Source organism: Hippea maritima DSM 10411, from assembly GCF_000194135.1.
Taxonomy (GTDB): Bacteria; Campylobacterota_A; Desulfurellia; order Desulfurellales; family Hippeaceae; genus Hippea; species Hippea maritima.
In genome coordinates, this window is sequence record NC_015318.1 from 345,536 (window position 1) to 359,605 (window position 14,070).

The following is a 14,070-nucleotide window of genomic DNA, read 5'->3' on the forward strand; positions in this document are numbered from 1 at the left end:
ATCTATATTATTTGTTCTATTTGTGTTATATGTTCCTTTTTGGTGAATATGACAGCTCTGTCGTTTTCCTTTATTGTGAAGTTTCCATCCGGTATTATACTTTCACCGTTTCTGTTTATCGCAACTACAAGACTCCCTTTTGGTAAGTCCAACTCTTTTAGTTTTTTGTTTTTTATCTTTGAATTATTTGAGACGACAAATTCGAGCGCTTCTGCTTCACCTCCAAATATTGAGTAGACCCCTACTATCTTGCCCTTTCTAATAAAGCGCAGTATGCTGTTTACTGTAGCGAGTTTAGGGCTTATTACTATATCTATGTTGAGTTTGTTAGACATGGCTATATAATTTGCCTTATCGGCCAAAGCTATAGACCTTTTAACACCCAGATTTTTTGCATATATGGCAGATAGTAGATTTATTTCTTCATTGTCAGTTGCTGTTATTGCCACATCAAAATCTCCTATATTTTCTTCTTCAAACAACTCTGCATCATCTGCATCACCATGGATTACAATGGCTTTTTTGCATATACTGGCAACCTTTTTACATCGCTCATAATCTTTGTCTATGAGTTTTATGTTTCTCTTTCTGCCAGAAAGACCTTTAGCTATAGTTAGACCAATATTGCCAGCACCAAATATGGCTATGTCTTTTATCCTTATTTTGGTTTTACCTGCAAGTTCAACTATATCATTTATAGTATCACTTTTTGCTACAACATATAGATAATCACCTTCTTTTACCTCAATAAAACCACTTGGTATTATAAGCTCTCCTTCTTCCCTTTTTATAGCAGAAATTATGAAATTCTTATTTACTCTGGTTTTTATCTCGGAGATAGTTTTATTTTTAAAAAGTGAATCCTCATCGATATGTATACCTCTCATTTGTATATCGATATCAAAGGTTATAACATCTGTTGATGCACCCAGGTTTACGGTATTTATTATAGTTTTTGCTGCCTCTATCTCTGGATTTATGATGAAATCTATTCCTATATTTTTAAACGACGAAAAACTCTGGGTGTATTGTATATTTCTTAGTCTTACTATTTTCTTTTCTATATTAAAATTGTTGGCCGCTACAAAGCATGAAACCATATTAACCTCATCTGAGTCCGTAACAGCTATGAACATGTCTGCTTTATCGCAGCCAGCTTCTTTTAATACATTAACATCAGTTGCCTCACCCTGTACTACAAGACAGTCGAGCCTTTCGCTTGCGAAGTTGGCTTTATCTACATCTTTTTCTATTATAGCTACATCCTTTTTTTCCTCACTTAGATGTTTTGCTATGTGAAAGCCAACCCCGCCAGCTCCAGCTATTACTATATTCATTAGCCGTATTTTTCCCTGAATTCTAAATATTTCTCAACTTCATATTTTGATCCTATAATTAGAGGTACCCTCTGATGCAGACTTTCTGGTTTAATGTCTAATATTCTCTGTCTGCCGTCTGTTGCCATTCCGCCAGCATTTTCCACTATAAAGGCCATGGGATTTGCCTCATAAACCAGCCTGAGTTTACCGTTTTTATTTTTGGAGTCTTCAGGGTATAAGAAAACCCCGCCTTTTAGTAGGTTTCTATGAAAATCTGCAACAAGTGAGCCTATCCATCTTAGTGTATATTGTCTGTCTGGGTGTTGTTTTATGAAGTTTACATACTCTTGAATTCCCTTAGGCCATCTAAAGTAATTGGATTCGTTTATGCTGTATATTTTGCCATATTCTGGTATCTTTATATCTGGATGGGAAAGTAAAAACTCACCTATGCTTGGATCGAGTGTAAACCCATTTACACCCTGACCTGTGGTATAAACGAACATAGTGCTTGAACCGTAGATTACATACCCTGCACAAACAAGACTCTGACCAGCTTGAAGTAGGGATTTTTCACAATCATTGTCGTCTAAGCGTTTATATATGCCAAATATTGTACCTATACTCACGTTTACATCAATATTGCTTGAGCCATCAAGTGGGTCAAAAACCACAGCGTATTTACCTTCTAGGCTCTTATCACTTACAGGTAGCATTTCTTCTATTTCCTCAGACGCCATTGCGCAAACCTTACCTGTAGGGTCCAGTGCTTTTACCATCTGTTCATTTGAATATACATCGAGTTTTTGCTGAGTTTCACCATGTACGTTTTTACTTTCAACACTCCCCAAGATGTTTACAAGTCCAGCTTTGTTTACTTCTCTTGAAATTATTTTAGCGGCAAATGCTATCTGTTCCAATATTAGTGTAAAATCACCAGCAGCCTCAGGGTATTTTCTCTGCTGTTGTAGTATAAATCTACTCAAACTTACAGCCTCAGACATCTTACGCCTCCCAAGGATAGGTTTTTTATCATTAAATGTTATCATTATGGAAGTCGTTTATCAATACAAACAAAAAAGGAGTGTGTGCCTCTCTTTAGAAGTGGGTCTTAATTAGAGCGGATACATTGGAGGGCAAAAAGAGAGGAAAAAATGAAGAGATGTGTGAACCCTTGCGGGTTCTTCTTGCAGGAAGGCTACCACCCCCACACTCGGCAGGTAAGTTTAATAAAAAGAACAGAGAAGTCAAGAAAAATCTTAAAAAAAAATAACAAAAATTTTTTATACAGTCTCTAATGTCTAATAAAAGCAAGTTTTTTTGATATAAAAGTTTTTACTTTTTCTCGATTTTTTATATGAGACTACTGTAATTTCAATATAAAGAACAATTTGAACAAAAAACTGGAATATCCCAGCTTGAAAAAAAACTTTGGTTTTGATAGTTTTTAGCTGTGAGAAGGGATTTGTTGTTTTGGCTATCCGTAGGTTACATAATTATTGTAGTTGTAAGTGCTGTCTTTGCAAACTATATAGCCCCCTATGACCCTTATGCTATAGACCCAAACAATATATTATCACCGCCGAGTCTCCATCATCTGTTTGGAACCGATAGATTAGGCAGGGATCTATTTTGTCGGGTTATTTATGCTGGAAGAATATCCATTGAGGTTTCTTTGATTGCTGTGGGAATATCTACACTGATAGGTGTAGCATACGGTGCTGTTAGTGGTTATTTTGGTGGTATTGTGGATACCTTAATGATGAGATTTGTTGATGTTATGCTCACGTTTCCTGTATTTTTTTTAATTCTGGCCATAGTGGTTGTCTTAGGGCCCAACATTTTAAATGTGATGGTTGTAATAGGTTTAACAGGTTGGATGGGTATTGCAAGGATTGTAAGAGCCGAGAGTTTAAAGTTAAGGGAGCTGGGTTATATTCAGGCTGCCAAGCTTTTAAAAAAAAGCGATGCCTATATTTTGATTAGGCACATAATACCAAATTGTTTATCACCTGTTGTAGTGTATGCGACTTTGGGTGTGGGTTCTGCTATACTTGCCGAGTCTGCGCTGAGTTTTTTAGGCCTTGGGGTTCAACCCCCTACAGCCAGTTGGGGAAGTTTACTTTCTGAGGGTAAAGATGTTATTGAGGTTGCCTGGTGGATGAGCTTTTTTCCAGGAGTTGTTATATTTTTAACTGTTATATCGTTTACGATATTAGGCGAGAAACTTAAAAGATAATGTTTCAAATAGATAGAAAGAAATTAAGGTATTTTGACTATACGCTCTTTTTGAGTGCCATTGCTATTTCTATTTTGGGTATTATCACCATCTATTCTACAGCAAACGGTGCTATATTTGCAAAAAGGCAAGTTGTATGGGTTATATTAGGTATAGTAGGTATGTTAATTGTTGCAAATATAGACCCAAGGCACATAAAAAGAAACGCTTGGATATTTTACTTAGTGGTTTTGGTACTACTTATTTTCGTTTTTGCAAGAGGGATGTTGAGTCATGGTGCCAAAAGGTGGATTGCAATTTCATTTATCCATATACAGCCATCAGAGTTTGTTAAAATAGCTGTGGTATTTTTGCTTGCGGCCTATTTCGATGAAAATCCCAAAACTGAACCCTATACGATGAAAGAATTGCTTTATCCTATGGTTGTTGTACTTTTGCCTGTTGTTTTAATAATAAAGCAGCCAGATTTAGGCACTGCGATTGCGGTTTTAGTCATAGCCTTAAGTATGATTCTTATTAGTGGGGTTAAAAAATCTTTAGTAGTCAAGGCTACAATAGCTGCCCTTGTTTTTATGCCATTTATGTGGAGTAAACTCAAACCCTATCAAAAAGATAGGATTATGGGGTTTTTAGACCCATACAGTGCGCCGACAACCTACGGCTACAATACAATACAGTCTGAGATAGCGATAGGCTCTGGGGGATTGTGGGGCAAGGGGCTACACCATGCTACTCAGACACAGTTGAGTTTCTTACCAGAAAGCCATACCGATTTTATATTTTCTGTTTTCAGTGAACAATGGGGGTTTGTAGGCTGTTTTTTTGTTATTGGATTATATCTTGTTTTGCTCTATCGAGCATTTGTTATAGCAAAATCGGCTGAAAATGATTTTGATAGACTTGTTTGTGTTGGTATAATTACGTACCTGTGGATATCTATTGTTTTTAATATGGGCATGACACTTGGTTTGTTGCCAGTTGTTGGAATACCGCTTGTGTTCTTTAGTTATGGTGGAAGCTCCACTATAACGGCGTTTTTTGCTGTGGGGGTTTTATTGTCTGTGGGTTTAAGGAGTAAGACATGACAAGGCTTTTGATATCATCGGATCCTTTTATATTGAAGGCTGCGAAAATAGAACAAGATAATCTGACCGTATTTGTGATGAAGCGAAAGGATAAGTCTGCATCTTCTATTGTTGGTAATGTATACAAGGGGATAATTGAAAATGTAGCTATTCAACTTGGAGCTGCGTTTGTCAATATAGGACTGGATAAAAATGCCTTTCTATGTTTGGATAAGCATTGTCTTGAATCCATAAGGTCCTTAGGAATAGAGATAAGAGAGAATCAAGAGGTAATGGTTCAGGTTCTAAAGCCTACAGTTTCTGCAAAAGGCCCTAAAGTTAGTCTAAATATAACAATACCTGGTAACTATTTGGTTTTACTTAAAGGTGTAGATTTTGTAGGTGTTTCAAAACACATAAGTGATAAGCAAAAGAATAAAGAGCTTAGAGATATGCTTTCATCTCTCAAAGAAGATGATATAGGTTTTATTGCAAGGACAGCGTCTCGTTTTGCCTCTTTAGAAGAGCTTGAGTTTGAAGCTCATCATCTAAAAAAAATAGCAAGGCAGATAGATAAAAGGTATGAAACGGCTAAGGCACCGTCTTTGATATATGAAGAACCTCAGTTGCCGCTAAAAGTTATTAGAGAGTATTGCGATGACAATACCGATGAGATAATCTTTGACGATATAGAAACATTCAAAAAAACAACTTCTTATCTTCAAGAGATGTATAATGCATGCAAAAACAAGGTAAAGTTTTATAATGGAGATAAACCTATTTTTGAATTTTTTGGTATAGAAGATGAAATAAGGCAACTTCAAAATAATGTAGTTCACTTAAAAAGTGGGGGTTATTTGATAATAGAAAAAACAGAGGCTTTTTTTGCCATAGATGTCAACGCTGGCAGCTACCACTATCGTGATTACAATGCCGAGGATGCAATTTTTAAGGTAAACCTCGAAGCAGCATATGAGGTATTTAATCAAATAAACCTGAGAGATTTAGGCGGGCTAATCATTGTGGATTTTATAGATATGAACAGTCAGGAACATAAAAAAAAGATAGAAGATGTTTTGTATAAACTGGCAAAGGATGATAAACGAAAGACCTATGTTAGCAAGATGAGTGAATTGGGTGTTGTTGAGATATCGCGGAGAAAGAACAATACAGATATATTTGATGAGATGTTTGAAAAATGCCCGGATTGCTACAATGGTGGGCTTGTAAAAAGTACCTCTTTTATATGTTCTGAGATATATCAGAAGATTAAGTATTCAAAAAAGAAAAAATTTAGATTAAAGGCAACCCCTGGTGTGATTGAGCAGCTTAGAAAGTATGTGCAGTTTGAAGATAAAAAAATAGATTATAAAATAAGTGGTAGTTGTAATGCTGAAGAATACGTGTTAGAGGTGTTGGGATGATAGAAAGGTATACAAGGAAAGAGATGGGTCAGTTGTGGACAGAAGAGGCCAAGTTTTCAAGGTGGCTCGAGGTTGAGATTGCCGTTGTTGAGGGTTGGGAAAGTATTGGTGAGATTCCTAAAGGTACAGCAGAAAGGATAAAGCAGAATGCTAAATTCAGCATAAAGAGGATTGAGGAAATAGAGAGGGTAACACGGCATGATGTGGTGGCATTTTTAGAGAATGTTAAGGAGAGTTTAGGAGATGAGGGTGATTTTCTGCATTTTGGCATAACAAGTTCGGATACAATTGATACAGCTATGGCTTTGGCCTTGAAACGCTCTGCTGAAATAATTATAGAAGACATAAAAATGGTAATGGATACATTAAAAAAAAGGGCTTTTGAGTTTAAGGATACACTTATGATAGGTAGATCTCATGGCATTCATGGTGAACCCATAAGTTTTGGCTTTGTGCTTGCTTTGTGGTATGCAGAGATGAAAAGAAACCTAAAGAGAATGGAAGATGCAAAGGAAGCTATATCATATGGTAAGATTTCTGGCTCTATGGGAACGTTTGCCAATGTCCCACTTGAGGTGGAGGAGTATGCTTGTAAAAAACTCGGTTTGAAACCTGCTCCTATTTCCAGCCAGATTATCCAAAGGGATAGATATGCCCAGTATATGACAACGCTTGCCATTGTGGCATCTACAATAGAAAAGATAGCGACCCAGATAAGGCACTATCAGAGAACAGAGGTAAGGGAGGCTGAAGAATTTTTTCACAAGGGTCAAAAGGGTTCATCTTCTATGCCACACAAAAGAAATCCTGTATTGAGTGAGAACCTTTGCGGTTTGGCAAGGCTTGTTAGATCAAACTCTATTGCAGCTTTAGAAAATGTTGCACTTTGGCATGAGAGGGATATAAGCCATTCATCAAATGAGAGAATAATTTTGCCTGATTCTAATATAGCCATGGACTTTATGCTTTATAGGCTTAATAATGTCATTGAGAATTTAACAGTTTATGAGGAGAATATGATTAAAAATTTAAATCTTACCAGAGGTGTTATATACTCTCAGAGATTGATGTTGAGGCTCGTTGAAAAGGGTGCAGATAAGATAGAGGCTTATGAGGCTGTTCAGAGAAATGCCATGGACTCATGGGAGAATGAAAAGAACTTCAAAGAACTTGTGCTTAGTGATGGCTTTATTAAAAAATATTTAACCAAAGAAGAGACAGAGGAGTGCTTTAATCCCAACTACTACATACGCAGAATGGATAATATATTCTCAAGAGTTTTTGACGAATAGTTTTATTTTTAGTAAAATTTATAAGTTTTGAATTTTTTTATTTTGATGTTCTTAAGAAGGAATTTATGACCAGTTTGACGTTAGAGTTCCTAAATAAATTAAATGATAGTATAATAATATTCAATGAAAATGGTGTTGTTGCTGACTTAAATAAATCAGCAAAAGACAAATTTGGTCTTGAGGTTTCAACTGATGTTCGTTCTATTTTAAAAGACGACGATAAGAAGATTTTTTTTGAGAACATCTTGAGTTTGGCCAAAAAGGATAAAGGTTATTCAAATTTCATGAGATTTTTAAACAAGGATGGAGACCTAATTTTTTGCTGGCTAAATGTTTTTAAATACAATGATTATTATGTTTTCGAAATCTTTGACTTAACGCCGATGGAAAGGAGGGCTTCTGCTATTGGTGATTCTGCTTATGCCAAGGTGTTAAAATATATGAGTCAAGGTATAGCTCATTCTATAAGAAATCCTATAATGTCTGCTGGAGGCATGTTGTCTCGTATAAAGGCAAAGCTGTCGCAGCAGGAAGATGATAAGCTTATAAACTACATTGAAATAGTTGAAAAAAGTCTATTCAGAATTATTAGTATAATAGCTAATATAGAGGTTGTGAGCAATTCTTTCCCGGTTAGTCTTGAGAAAATAGATTTATTGGAATTGGTTAAAGAATTATCGCTGAAATATCAAGACAAAGGCGTTGAGGTTGCAGGCGATAGTAAAACGGGTGTATTTGTGTATACAAACAGGATGCATTTGGGTTTTATTATAGATGAAATAATAAAAAACGCCATAGATGCTACTCAAACAGTTGAAAAACCAAAAATAGAAATAAAAGTATTTAAAAAAGGCAAAAATGCTTTTATAGAAGTGAAAGATAACGGTAAAGGTATTGAAGAGAATGAACTGCCCCTGACAACTATTCCTTTTTATTCGACAAAGCCGTCCAATATGGGTATAGGGTTATCATTGGCCAAGTTTTTAATAGAGGGATACCATGGGGGGGTTAACGATTGAATCAAAGCCTGCCAAAGGTACGAAGGTTACTATAGTGATTCCTGTGGAAAAAAGAGACGATATAAGGATAAAGCAGTTGTATGATTAAAAGGCTTTCAACGAAAGTTGTTGTATATACTACTACTCTTGTATTGATAACGCTTTTTATATTTAGCATGAGTTCTATATTTACCATAATGGCCCTAAAGAAATATGCACTTCACAAAACAGAGGCGATATTCAGGCAAAATGCTGATGAAAACTTAGAGAAAGAGGTTGTTTCATATGCCAAAATATTGAAAGGGGCTATGGATGCAAAGGAAAGTATATCTTATATGTTTGGTGAGGCAATAGAAAAGGAAATACTTTACAATAAGCACAATCCTTCAGATTTGTTGGAAAATGTATTTAATGAGATGAATAATGTTTTGGATATGAGAGTTATAGCTATTTTTGATGCAAATGGTAAACTTATAAATAAATATCCTAGTTTTGAATGCGTTGATGTTTTAAGAAAGCATTTAAATGCCTTTCTAACTTCTGAATCTATAAGAAAGATAAAGTATGTGGATTTTCACATAAATAAAGATGATAGCGTTTCGTTTTCATTTGTATATTTTGGTAAAGATGCCTCTAAAAAACCCATTTATATAGTTTTTGATTATAAACCATACGATATGTATTCACTTATAAGAACAGCCCAGTTGTACCCATACTCTCAGAAGTACCTATGGGTTATAAACAAAAAAGGCGTATTGATCTATGATCCTCCTTCAAAGCAGCACCCTTTGATAACTTTAACAGACCATGTAGATTTAACCGATCCAAAAAACGGCAAGTTATTGGCAGATGTGGTTAAGAAAAAGATTTTAAAAGGGGATACAGGCGTTGCAAGGTATATATTCAGAGGGGTGGATAAGTTTGTTGGATATACATATGTTGATAAGTATGGTTGGGGGTTGGGTTTAACGCTGCCAACAGAAATATTCTATAAGCCTATAAAGGACATATCAAAAGACATAGACTCAAAAACTATATATACACTCGCTTTATTTGGTTTGTTTAGTGTTATAATGATACTTTCTACTATAGTTCTTGCTTTCTTTATAAGTAAACGCATCACTGTTCCTATAAATGAGACAGCAAATGCCGTTGAGGCTATTTTAAAGGGAGATTACTCAAGAAGGCTAAAACCTTCAGGAACTGAAGAGATAGATAAGCTATCAGAGGTAGTCAATAGGCTTTTGGACTACTTTAGTAACAGAGAAAATAATGAAGGGGAGGGCAAGGAATGAGTGAAAATATGGAGGAGATGCAGGAAATAATACAGGATTTTTTAGTTGAGGCGGATGAGTTACTTGAAGAACTTGATGAAGATTTGGTTAGACTTGAAAACGAAAGCGATGATGAGGATCTGCTAAATAAGATATTTAGAGCTTTCCATACGATAAAGGGGTCTGCGAGCTTTTTGGGTTTTGAGAAGCTAACGGAGCTTACCCATAAACTTGAAGATGTTTTGAACAGGCTTAGGAAGTTTGAAATACATCTTGACACCGATATGATGGATGCCATCCTTGCTGGAGTAGATAAAGCCAAAATAATAATTGATGCTATAAAGAATGGTGAAGATCCCGAGGCAATAGATATAGTCGAAAACATTGAACAGCTTAAAAGATTTTTGGATGAAAACTATTCTCATGAAAAGGTAAGACAACCAAAAGAAGATGTAGAGGAAGAACAAGGAGAGGAATTAACTGAAGAGGAACTTATAAAAGCCCAAGAGCAAGAAATGATAGAAGAAGAGGGTATAAGCCCTGAGGAAGGGGAAGGTAAAAGTTCGGATGATATAGACGCTGAAATTGAAAGGCTCCTTGCTTGGAGGATGGAAGAAGATAAAAAAAGGAGGATGCAAAAGAAACAGCAACAAGAGGGTGAGCTACCTAAGGAGATAGAGAAAGATAAAAAAGAAGACGAAGATAAAAAGGATAAAGAGGAGGCCCTCAAGGAAAATCAGGTTAAACAAAGAACAAAAACAGCAGTGCTTAAGAAAACCAAGCCTGTTATAGAACAAACTATAAGGGTAGATGTTGAAAGGCTTGACGATCTGATGAATCTGGTTGGTGAGCTTGTTTTGGGTAAAAACAGGCTTGTTAGTGTAACTCAGAGAGCTGAAGAGAAGTTTGGTGGGGATGAAATAGTTGAAGAATTGAGTGAGGTAGCAAGTCAAATAACGCTTGTGACGACAGATCTCCAGATGGGTGTTATGAAAACCAGAATGGTTCAGATTGGTAAGGTTTTCAATAAATTCCCCAGAGTCGTTAGGGATATAGCAAGGGAACTCAATAAAGAGGTCGAGCTTGTTATAAAAGGTGCTGAAACGGAACTTGATAAGAGTGTTGTTGAGGAAATAAATGATCCGCTTGTTCATATCGTGAGAAATGCAATAGATCATGGTATAGAACCTCCAGATGAGAGGAAAAAAATTGGTAAGCCATCTAAAGGTAAGGTTGTTTTATCTGCATATCATGAAGGTAACTACATAGTTATTGAGACAAGTGATGACGGCAAAGGAATGGATCCAGAGAAACTCAAACAGAAAGCCCTGGAAAAAGGTCTCATAACCGAGACAGAAGCAAGACAAATGAGCAAAGAAGAAGCCTATGCCTTGATATTTAAACCTGGCTTTTCAACTGCGTCATCTGTTACGAATATATCTGGCCGTGGCGTAGGTATGGATGTTGTAAAAACCAATGTTGAAAAATTAAATGGAATTATAGAGGTTAAATCTGAAGTTGGCAAAGGTACCACGATAATCCTTAAGATTCCATTGACCCTTGCTATTATACAAGCTTTGCTTGTAAAGGTGGCCAAAGAGTTCTTTGCTGTTCCATTGGTTAGTGTTGTTGAGACGGTTAGAATCTCCAAAAATGATATAGATAAAGTTGAAAACAAGGATGTGCTTAGATTAAGGGACAATATAATACCACTTGTATATCTTGGTGATACACTTGGCATAGGAGAGAATAAACGTACTTTAGACGGGAAAGAGATTTATGTTGTTGTGGTTGCAGTTGCGGAGAAGAGAATAGGCTTGATAGTAGATGAGCTTATTGGAAGGGAAGAGATAGTTATTAAATCGTTGGGTAATTATCTAACAAACATAAAAGGCATCTCAGGAGCAACTATAATGGGTGATGGCTCTGTTACATTGATTCTTGATGTTGCAAATGTGGTTAATGAAGCGTCTATTATCACTACAAACATAGAGGATCATTTAATTGAGCTATATGAAAAAGAAAAGCCTGTAGTATTAATTGCAGCACGTGAATCCGATATGAATAAAGAGCTCAAGAAATACCTAAAAGATAGGGGCTATGAGGTTGTATCTGCCCATACGGATAAGGAAGCTTTAGATTTGGCCTGTGAACATATAGCAGATTTAGTAATGGTTGATTTGGGTATTTATATAAGCGATGGATATAATTTAGCCAAAACCTTAAGGGGTATGCCTGCATATAAAAGCACTCCGATTATCGGGATTTCAACAGATGGAACATTCGATAAGGAAAAACTCAAAGAGGCTAAGATCAATAAACTTATATTTGCTCCGTTTACGGATGATGAGTTAACTACAGCAATAGAAGCTGCTTCTAAAAAGAATATACTTGTGGCTTAAGGAGGTATAAATGACTGCACAAAATGTTGATTTATTCGATAAAAGCCTTGCGTTAAATGAAGATTTAGAAGAAGAAATAGCAAAAAAGAGCCAGAAATCCAACGCTATAATTATGAAAGATGAGTATGAGCAGGTTGTGGGTTTTATATTAAACCAGGAGCTCTTCGGTGTTGATATTTTGGATGTGGAGGAAATTATAAAACCTGTTGATTATACGTTTGTTCCCAACACAAAGCCGTTTGTTTTGGGTGTTATAAATTTAAGGGGAAAAATAATACCTATAGTAGATCTTAGAGTAAAATTCAGCTTCAAAATAAAGCCAATAAGTGCCGATACAAGGATTATTATTATATCCCACGAAGAGTATAATGTTGGCTTTGTTGTAGATAAGATAGAGAAGGTTTATTATATAGAGAAGAAGAATATAGAGCCAACACCACCAAATATACCCCCGAGTATAGAAAAATATGTAAAAGGCGTTGGGAAGATGCCTAAAAACATAATAACGCTTTTAAATATTGAAGAGCTATTGCACGAAGGTGGGAGCTTGTATTCAAAATCCTTAAGCAAGCCTGCGGAGGTAGAAAATGGCTGATAAGAAATACGAAGATAAGATAGACATCTTGCAGGTTGGAACCAACCAGATGGAGCTTGTTGATTTCAGAATGTTTGAATTAAAAGAAGACGGTAAAATATATGAGGGTATCTACGGCATAAACATAGCAAAGGTAAAGGAGATTATAAAATACCCAAACCTAATAAAAATTCCGAGTAAAGATTCACTGATTGAAGGAATATATAATTTAAGAGGAGAGGTTATACCTATAGTAAGTTTGGCTAAATGGCTTGGAATCAATGAACCTGCGGATATTAAGACAAAGAAGGTTATAATAACGATCTTTAATAATATAACGGTGGGATTTATTGTGCATGACGCCAAAAGAATCAGGCGTGTATCGTGGCGTTTTGTAAAGCCGCCGAGTGAAGTTCTTATTCATCAATACGGCAACAAGATAGTTGGTACAATAAATTTAGACGAAGAGCATGTTATGATAATACTTGACTTTGAAAGCATCTGTGAGGAGTTAGGTATATTCTCAGAGGATGATATCAAAAGGATCAGAGACACAGCCCTTGAGGGTTCAAAGGATAAGCAGAAGAAGGTTAAAATACTCATTGCGGATGATTCCGCCACAGCCAGGAAGATCATTAAAACAGCGGTTGAGCCTTTGGCAGAAAAGATCATAGAGGCCAAAGATGGCCAGGAGGCTTGGGATATGCTTAATAGGCTTTATGAAGAGACAAATGGGGATATAGAAAAGGCTGTAAATATAATCATAACGGATGTTGAGATGCCCAATATGGATGGCTATAGGTTTGCAAAGTTAGTGAAAGAGGATGAGCGGTTCAAAAAGATCCCTGTGATCATGAATACATCGCTTTCTGGTAATGCTAACCTTCAGAAGGCAAAAGAGGTTGGTGTTGATGATTTCTGCACCAAATTTATAGCCGAGGAGTTTACCCAGGCTGTGTTGAAACATATATAAGAGAAAGGAGCTTAAGGTATGTCGGCTAAGTTGAGTGTTGAATGGATAAACCCCTTTATTGAAGCAACAGAGGAAATATTGGAAACGGTTGCTATGATTACACCCAAAAGGGGACAGTTGGCTTTAAAAAAGGAAAGTACAGTTGAGTACGATGTGAGCGGTATTATTGGTATTACTGGTGAGGCTATTGGTTCTATAGCGCTTTCATTCCCCAAAAAAACAGCTATAAAGGTTGTGAGTAATTTTACCGGAGAAGAAGTGTTGGGTGTAGATAATGATACAGCAGATGCTATTGGTGAATTGACAAATATGATAGCTGGCAGAGCTAAAAAAATATTTTCCGATAAGGGTATAAAACTAAAGATATCTGTACCAAATGTTGTAATTGGGAAAAACCATACTATTGCATCACCAAAGGGAACACCTACTATAGTTATACCTTTTGAATCTGAGGAAGGTGAGTTTGCCATACAGGTATCGTTAGTTCCTAATCCATCGGAGGAGTAGTGCT

General features: G+C 36.1%; 12 protein-coding genes. 10 read left to right on the forward strand and 2 right to left on the reverse strand.

The genetic code is table 11. The annotated features are described in order from the left end of the window. Nucleotides 1–2: 2 nt before the first annotated feature. Nucleotides 3–1,337 (reverse strand): Trk system potassium transporter TrkA, encoded by a 1,335-nt coding sequence (trkA, locus tag HIPMA_RS01770; RefSeq protein WP_013681364.1) that lies wholly within the window; start codon nucleotides 1,335–1,337, stop codon nucleotides 3–5. After that, nucleotides 1,337–2,323 carry a class 1 fructose-bisphosphatase gene (fbp, locus tag HIPMA_RS01775; protein WP_013681365.1) on the reverse strand — a complete coding sequence of 329 codons (987 nt, stop codon included), beginning with the start codon at nucleotides 2,321–2,323 and terminating at the stop codon, nucleotides 1,337–1,339. The genes trkA and fbp overlap by 1 nt, the downstream gene beginning before the upstream one ends. A 449-nt stretch (nucleotides 2,324–2,772) precedes the next feature. On the opposite strand from fbp, the gene HIPMA_RS01780 reads away from it, so the two are divergent. The 10 genes from HIPMA_RS01780 to HIPMA_RS01825 all read left to right on the forward strand — a co-directional run bounded on the left by HIPMA_RS01780 (nucleotide 2,773) and on the right by HIPMA_RS01825 (nucleotide 14,066). Further along, entirely contained in the window at nucleotides 2,773–3,558 is a 786-nt protein-coding gene (locus HIPMA_RS01780; RefSeq protein WP_041323920.1) for an ABC transporter permease, read from the forward strand. Beyond that, nucleotides 3,558–4,643, forward strand: coding sequence for a rod shape-determining protein RodA (gene rodA / locus HIPMA_RS01785; RefSeq protein ID WP_013681367.1), 1,086 nt, complete (start codon nucleotides 3,558–3,560; stop codon nucleotides 4,641–4,643). The genes HIPMA_RS01780 and rodA overlap by 1 nt, the downstream gene beginning before the upstream one ends. Continuing rightward, on the forward strand, nucleotides 4,640–6,046 hold the full coding sequence (locus HIPMA_RS01790; protein WP_013681368.1) for an Rne/Rng family ribonuclease: 1,407 nt from the start codon (nucleotides 4,640–4,642) through the stop codon (nucleotides 6,044–6,046). Before rodA ends, HIPMA_RS01790 begins: the two co-directional genes overlap by 4 nt. After that, nucleotides 6,043–7,338, forward strand: coding sequence for an adenylosuccinate lyase (purB, locus tag HIPMA_RS01795; RefSeq protein ID WP_013681369.1), 1,296 nt, complete (start codon nucleotides 6,043–6,045; stop codon nucleotides 7,336–7,338). The genes HIPMA_RS01790 and purB overlap by 4 nt, the downstream gene beginning before the upstream one ends. 65 nt (nucleotides 7,339–7,403) lie before the next feature. Beyond that, entirely contained in the window at nucleotides 7,404–8,357 is a 954-nt protein-coding gene (locus tag HIPMA_RS01800; RefSeq protein WP_013681370.1) for a sensor histidine kinase, read from the forward strand. Nucleotides 8,358–8,437: 80 nt separating this feature from the next. Beyond that, on the forward strand, nucleotides 8,438–9,631 hold the full coding sequence (locus HIPMA_RS01805; RefSeq protein WP_013681372.1) for a PDC sensor domain-containing protein: 1,194 nt from the start codon (nucleotides 8,438–8,440) through the stop codon (nucleotides 9,629–9,631). Then, the gene (locus tag HIPMA_RS01810) at nucleotides 9,628–12,012 is read left to right on the forward strand and encodes a hybrid sensor histidine kinase/response regulator (protein ID WP_013681373.1); all 2,385 of its coding nucleotides are present in this window, start codon (nucleotides 9,628–9,630) and stop codon (nucleotides 12,010–12,012) included. Before HIPMA_RS01805 ends, HIPMA_RS01810 begins: the two co-directional genes overlap by 4 nt. Nucleotides 12,013–12,022: 10 nt before the next feature. Further along, nucleotides 12,023–12,607: a chemotaxis protein CheW gene (locus tag HIPMA_RS01815; protein ID WP_013681374.1), complete on the forward strand. Its 585-nt coding sequence runs from the start codon at nucleotides 12,023–12,025 to the stop codon at nucleotides 12,605–12,607. Further along, nucleotides 12,600–13,559 (forward strand): chemotaxis protein, encoded by a 960-nt coding sequence (locus HIPMA_RS01820; protein ID WP_013681375.1) that lies wholly within the window; start codon nucleotides 12,600–12,602, stop codon nucleotides 13,557–13,559. The genes HIPMA_RS01815 and HIPMA_RS01820 overlap by 8 nt, the downstream gene beginning before the upstream one ends. 18 nt (nucleotides 13,560–13,577) lie before the next feature. Then, complete coding sequence (locus tag HIPMA_RS01825) at nucleotides 13,578–14,066, forward strand: chemotaxis protein CheX (protein WP_013681376.1); 489 nt, start codon at nucleotides 13,578–13,580, stop codon at nucleotides 14,064–14,066. Nucleotides 14,067–14,070 lie beyond the last annotated feature (4 nt).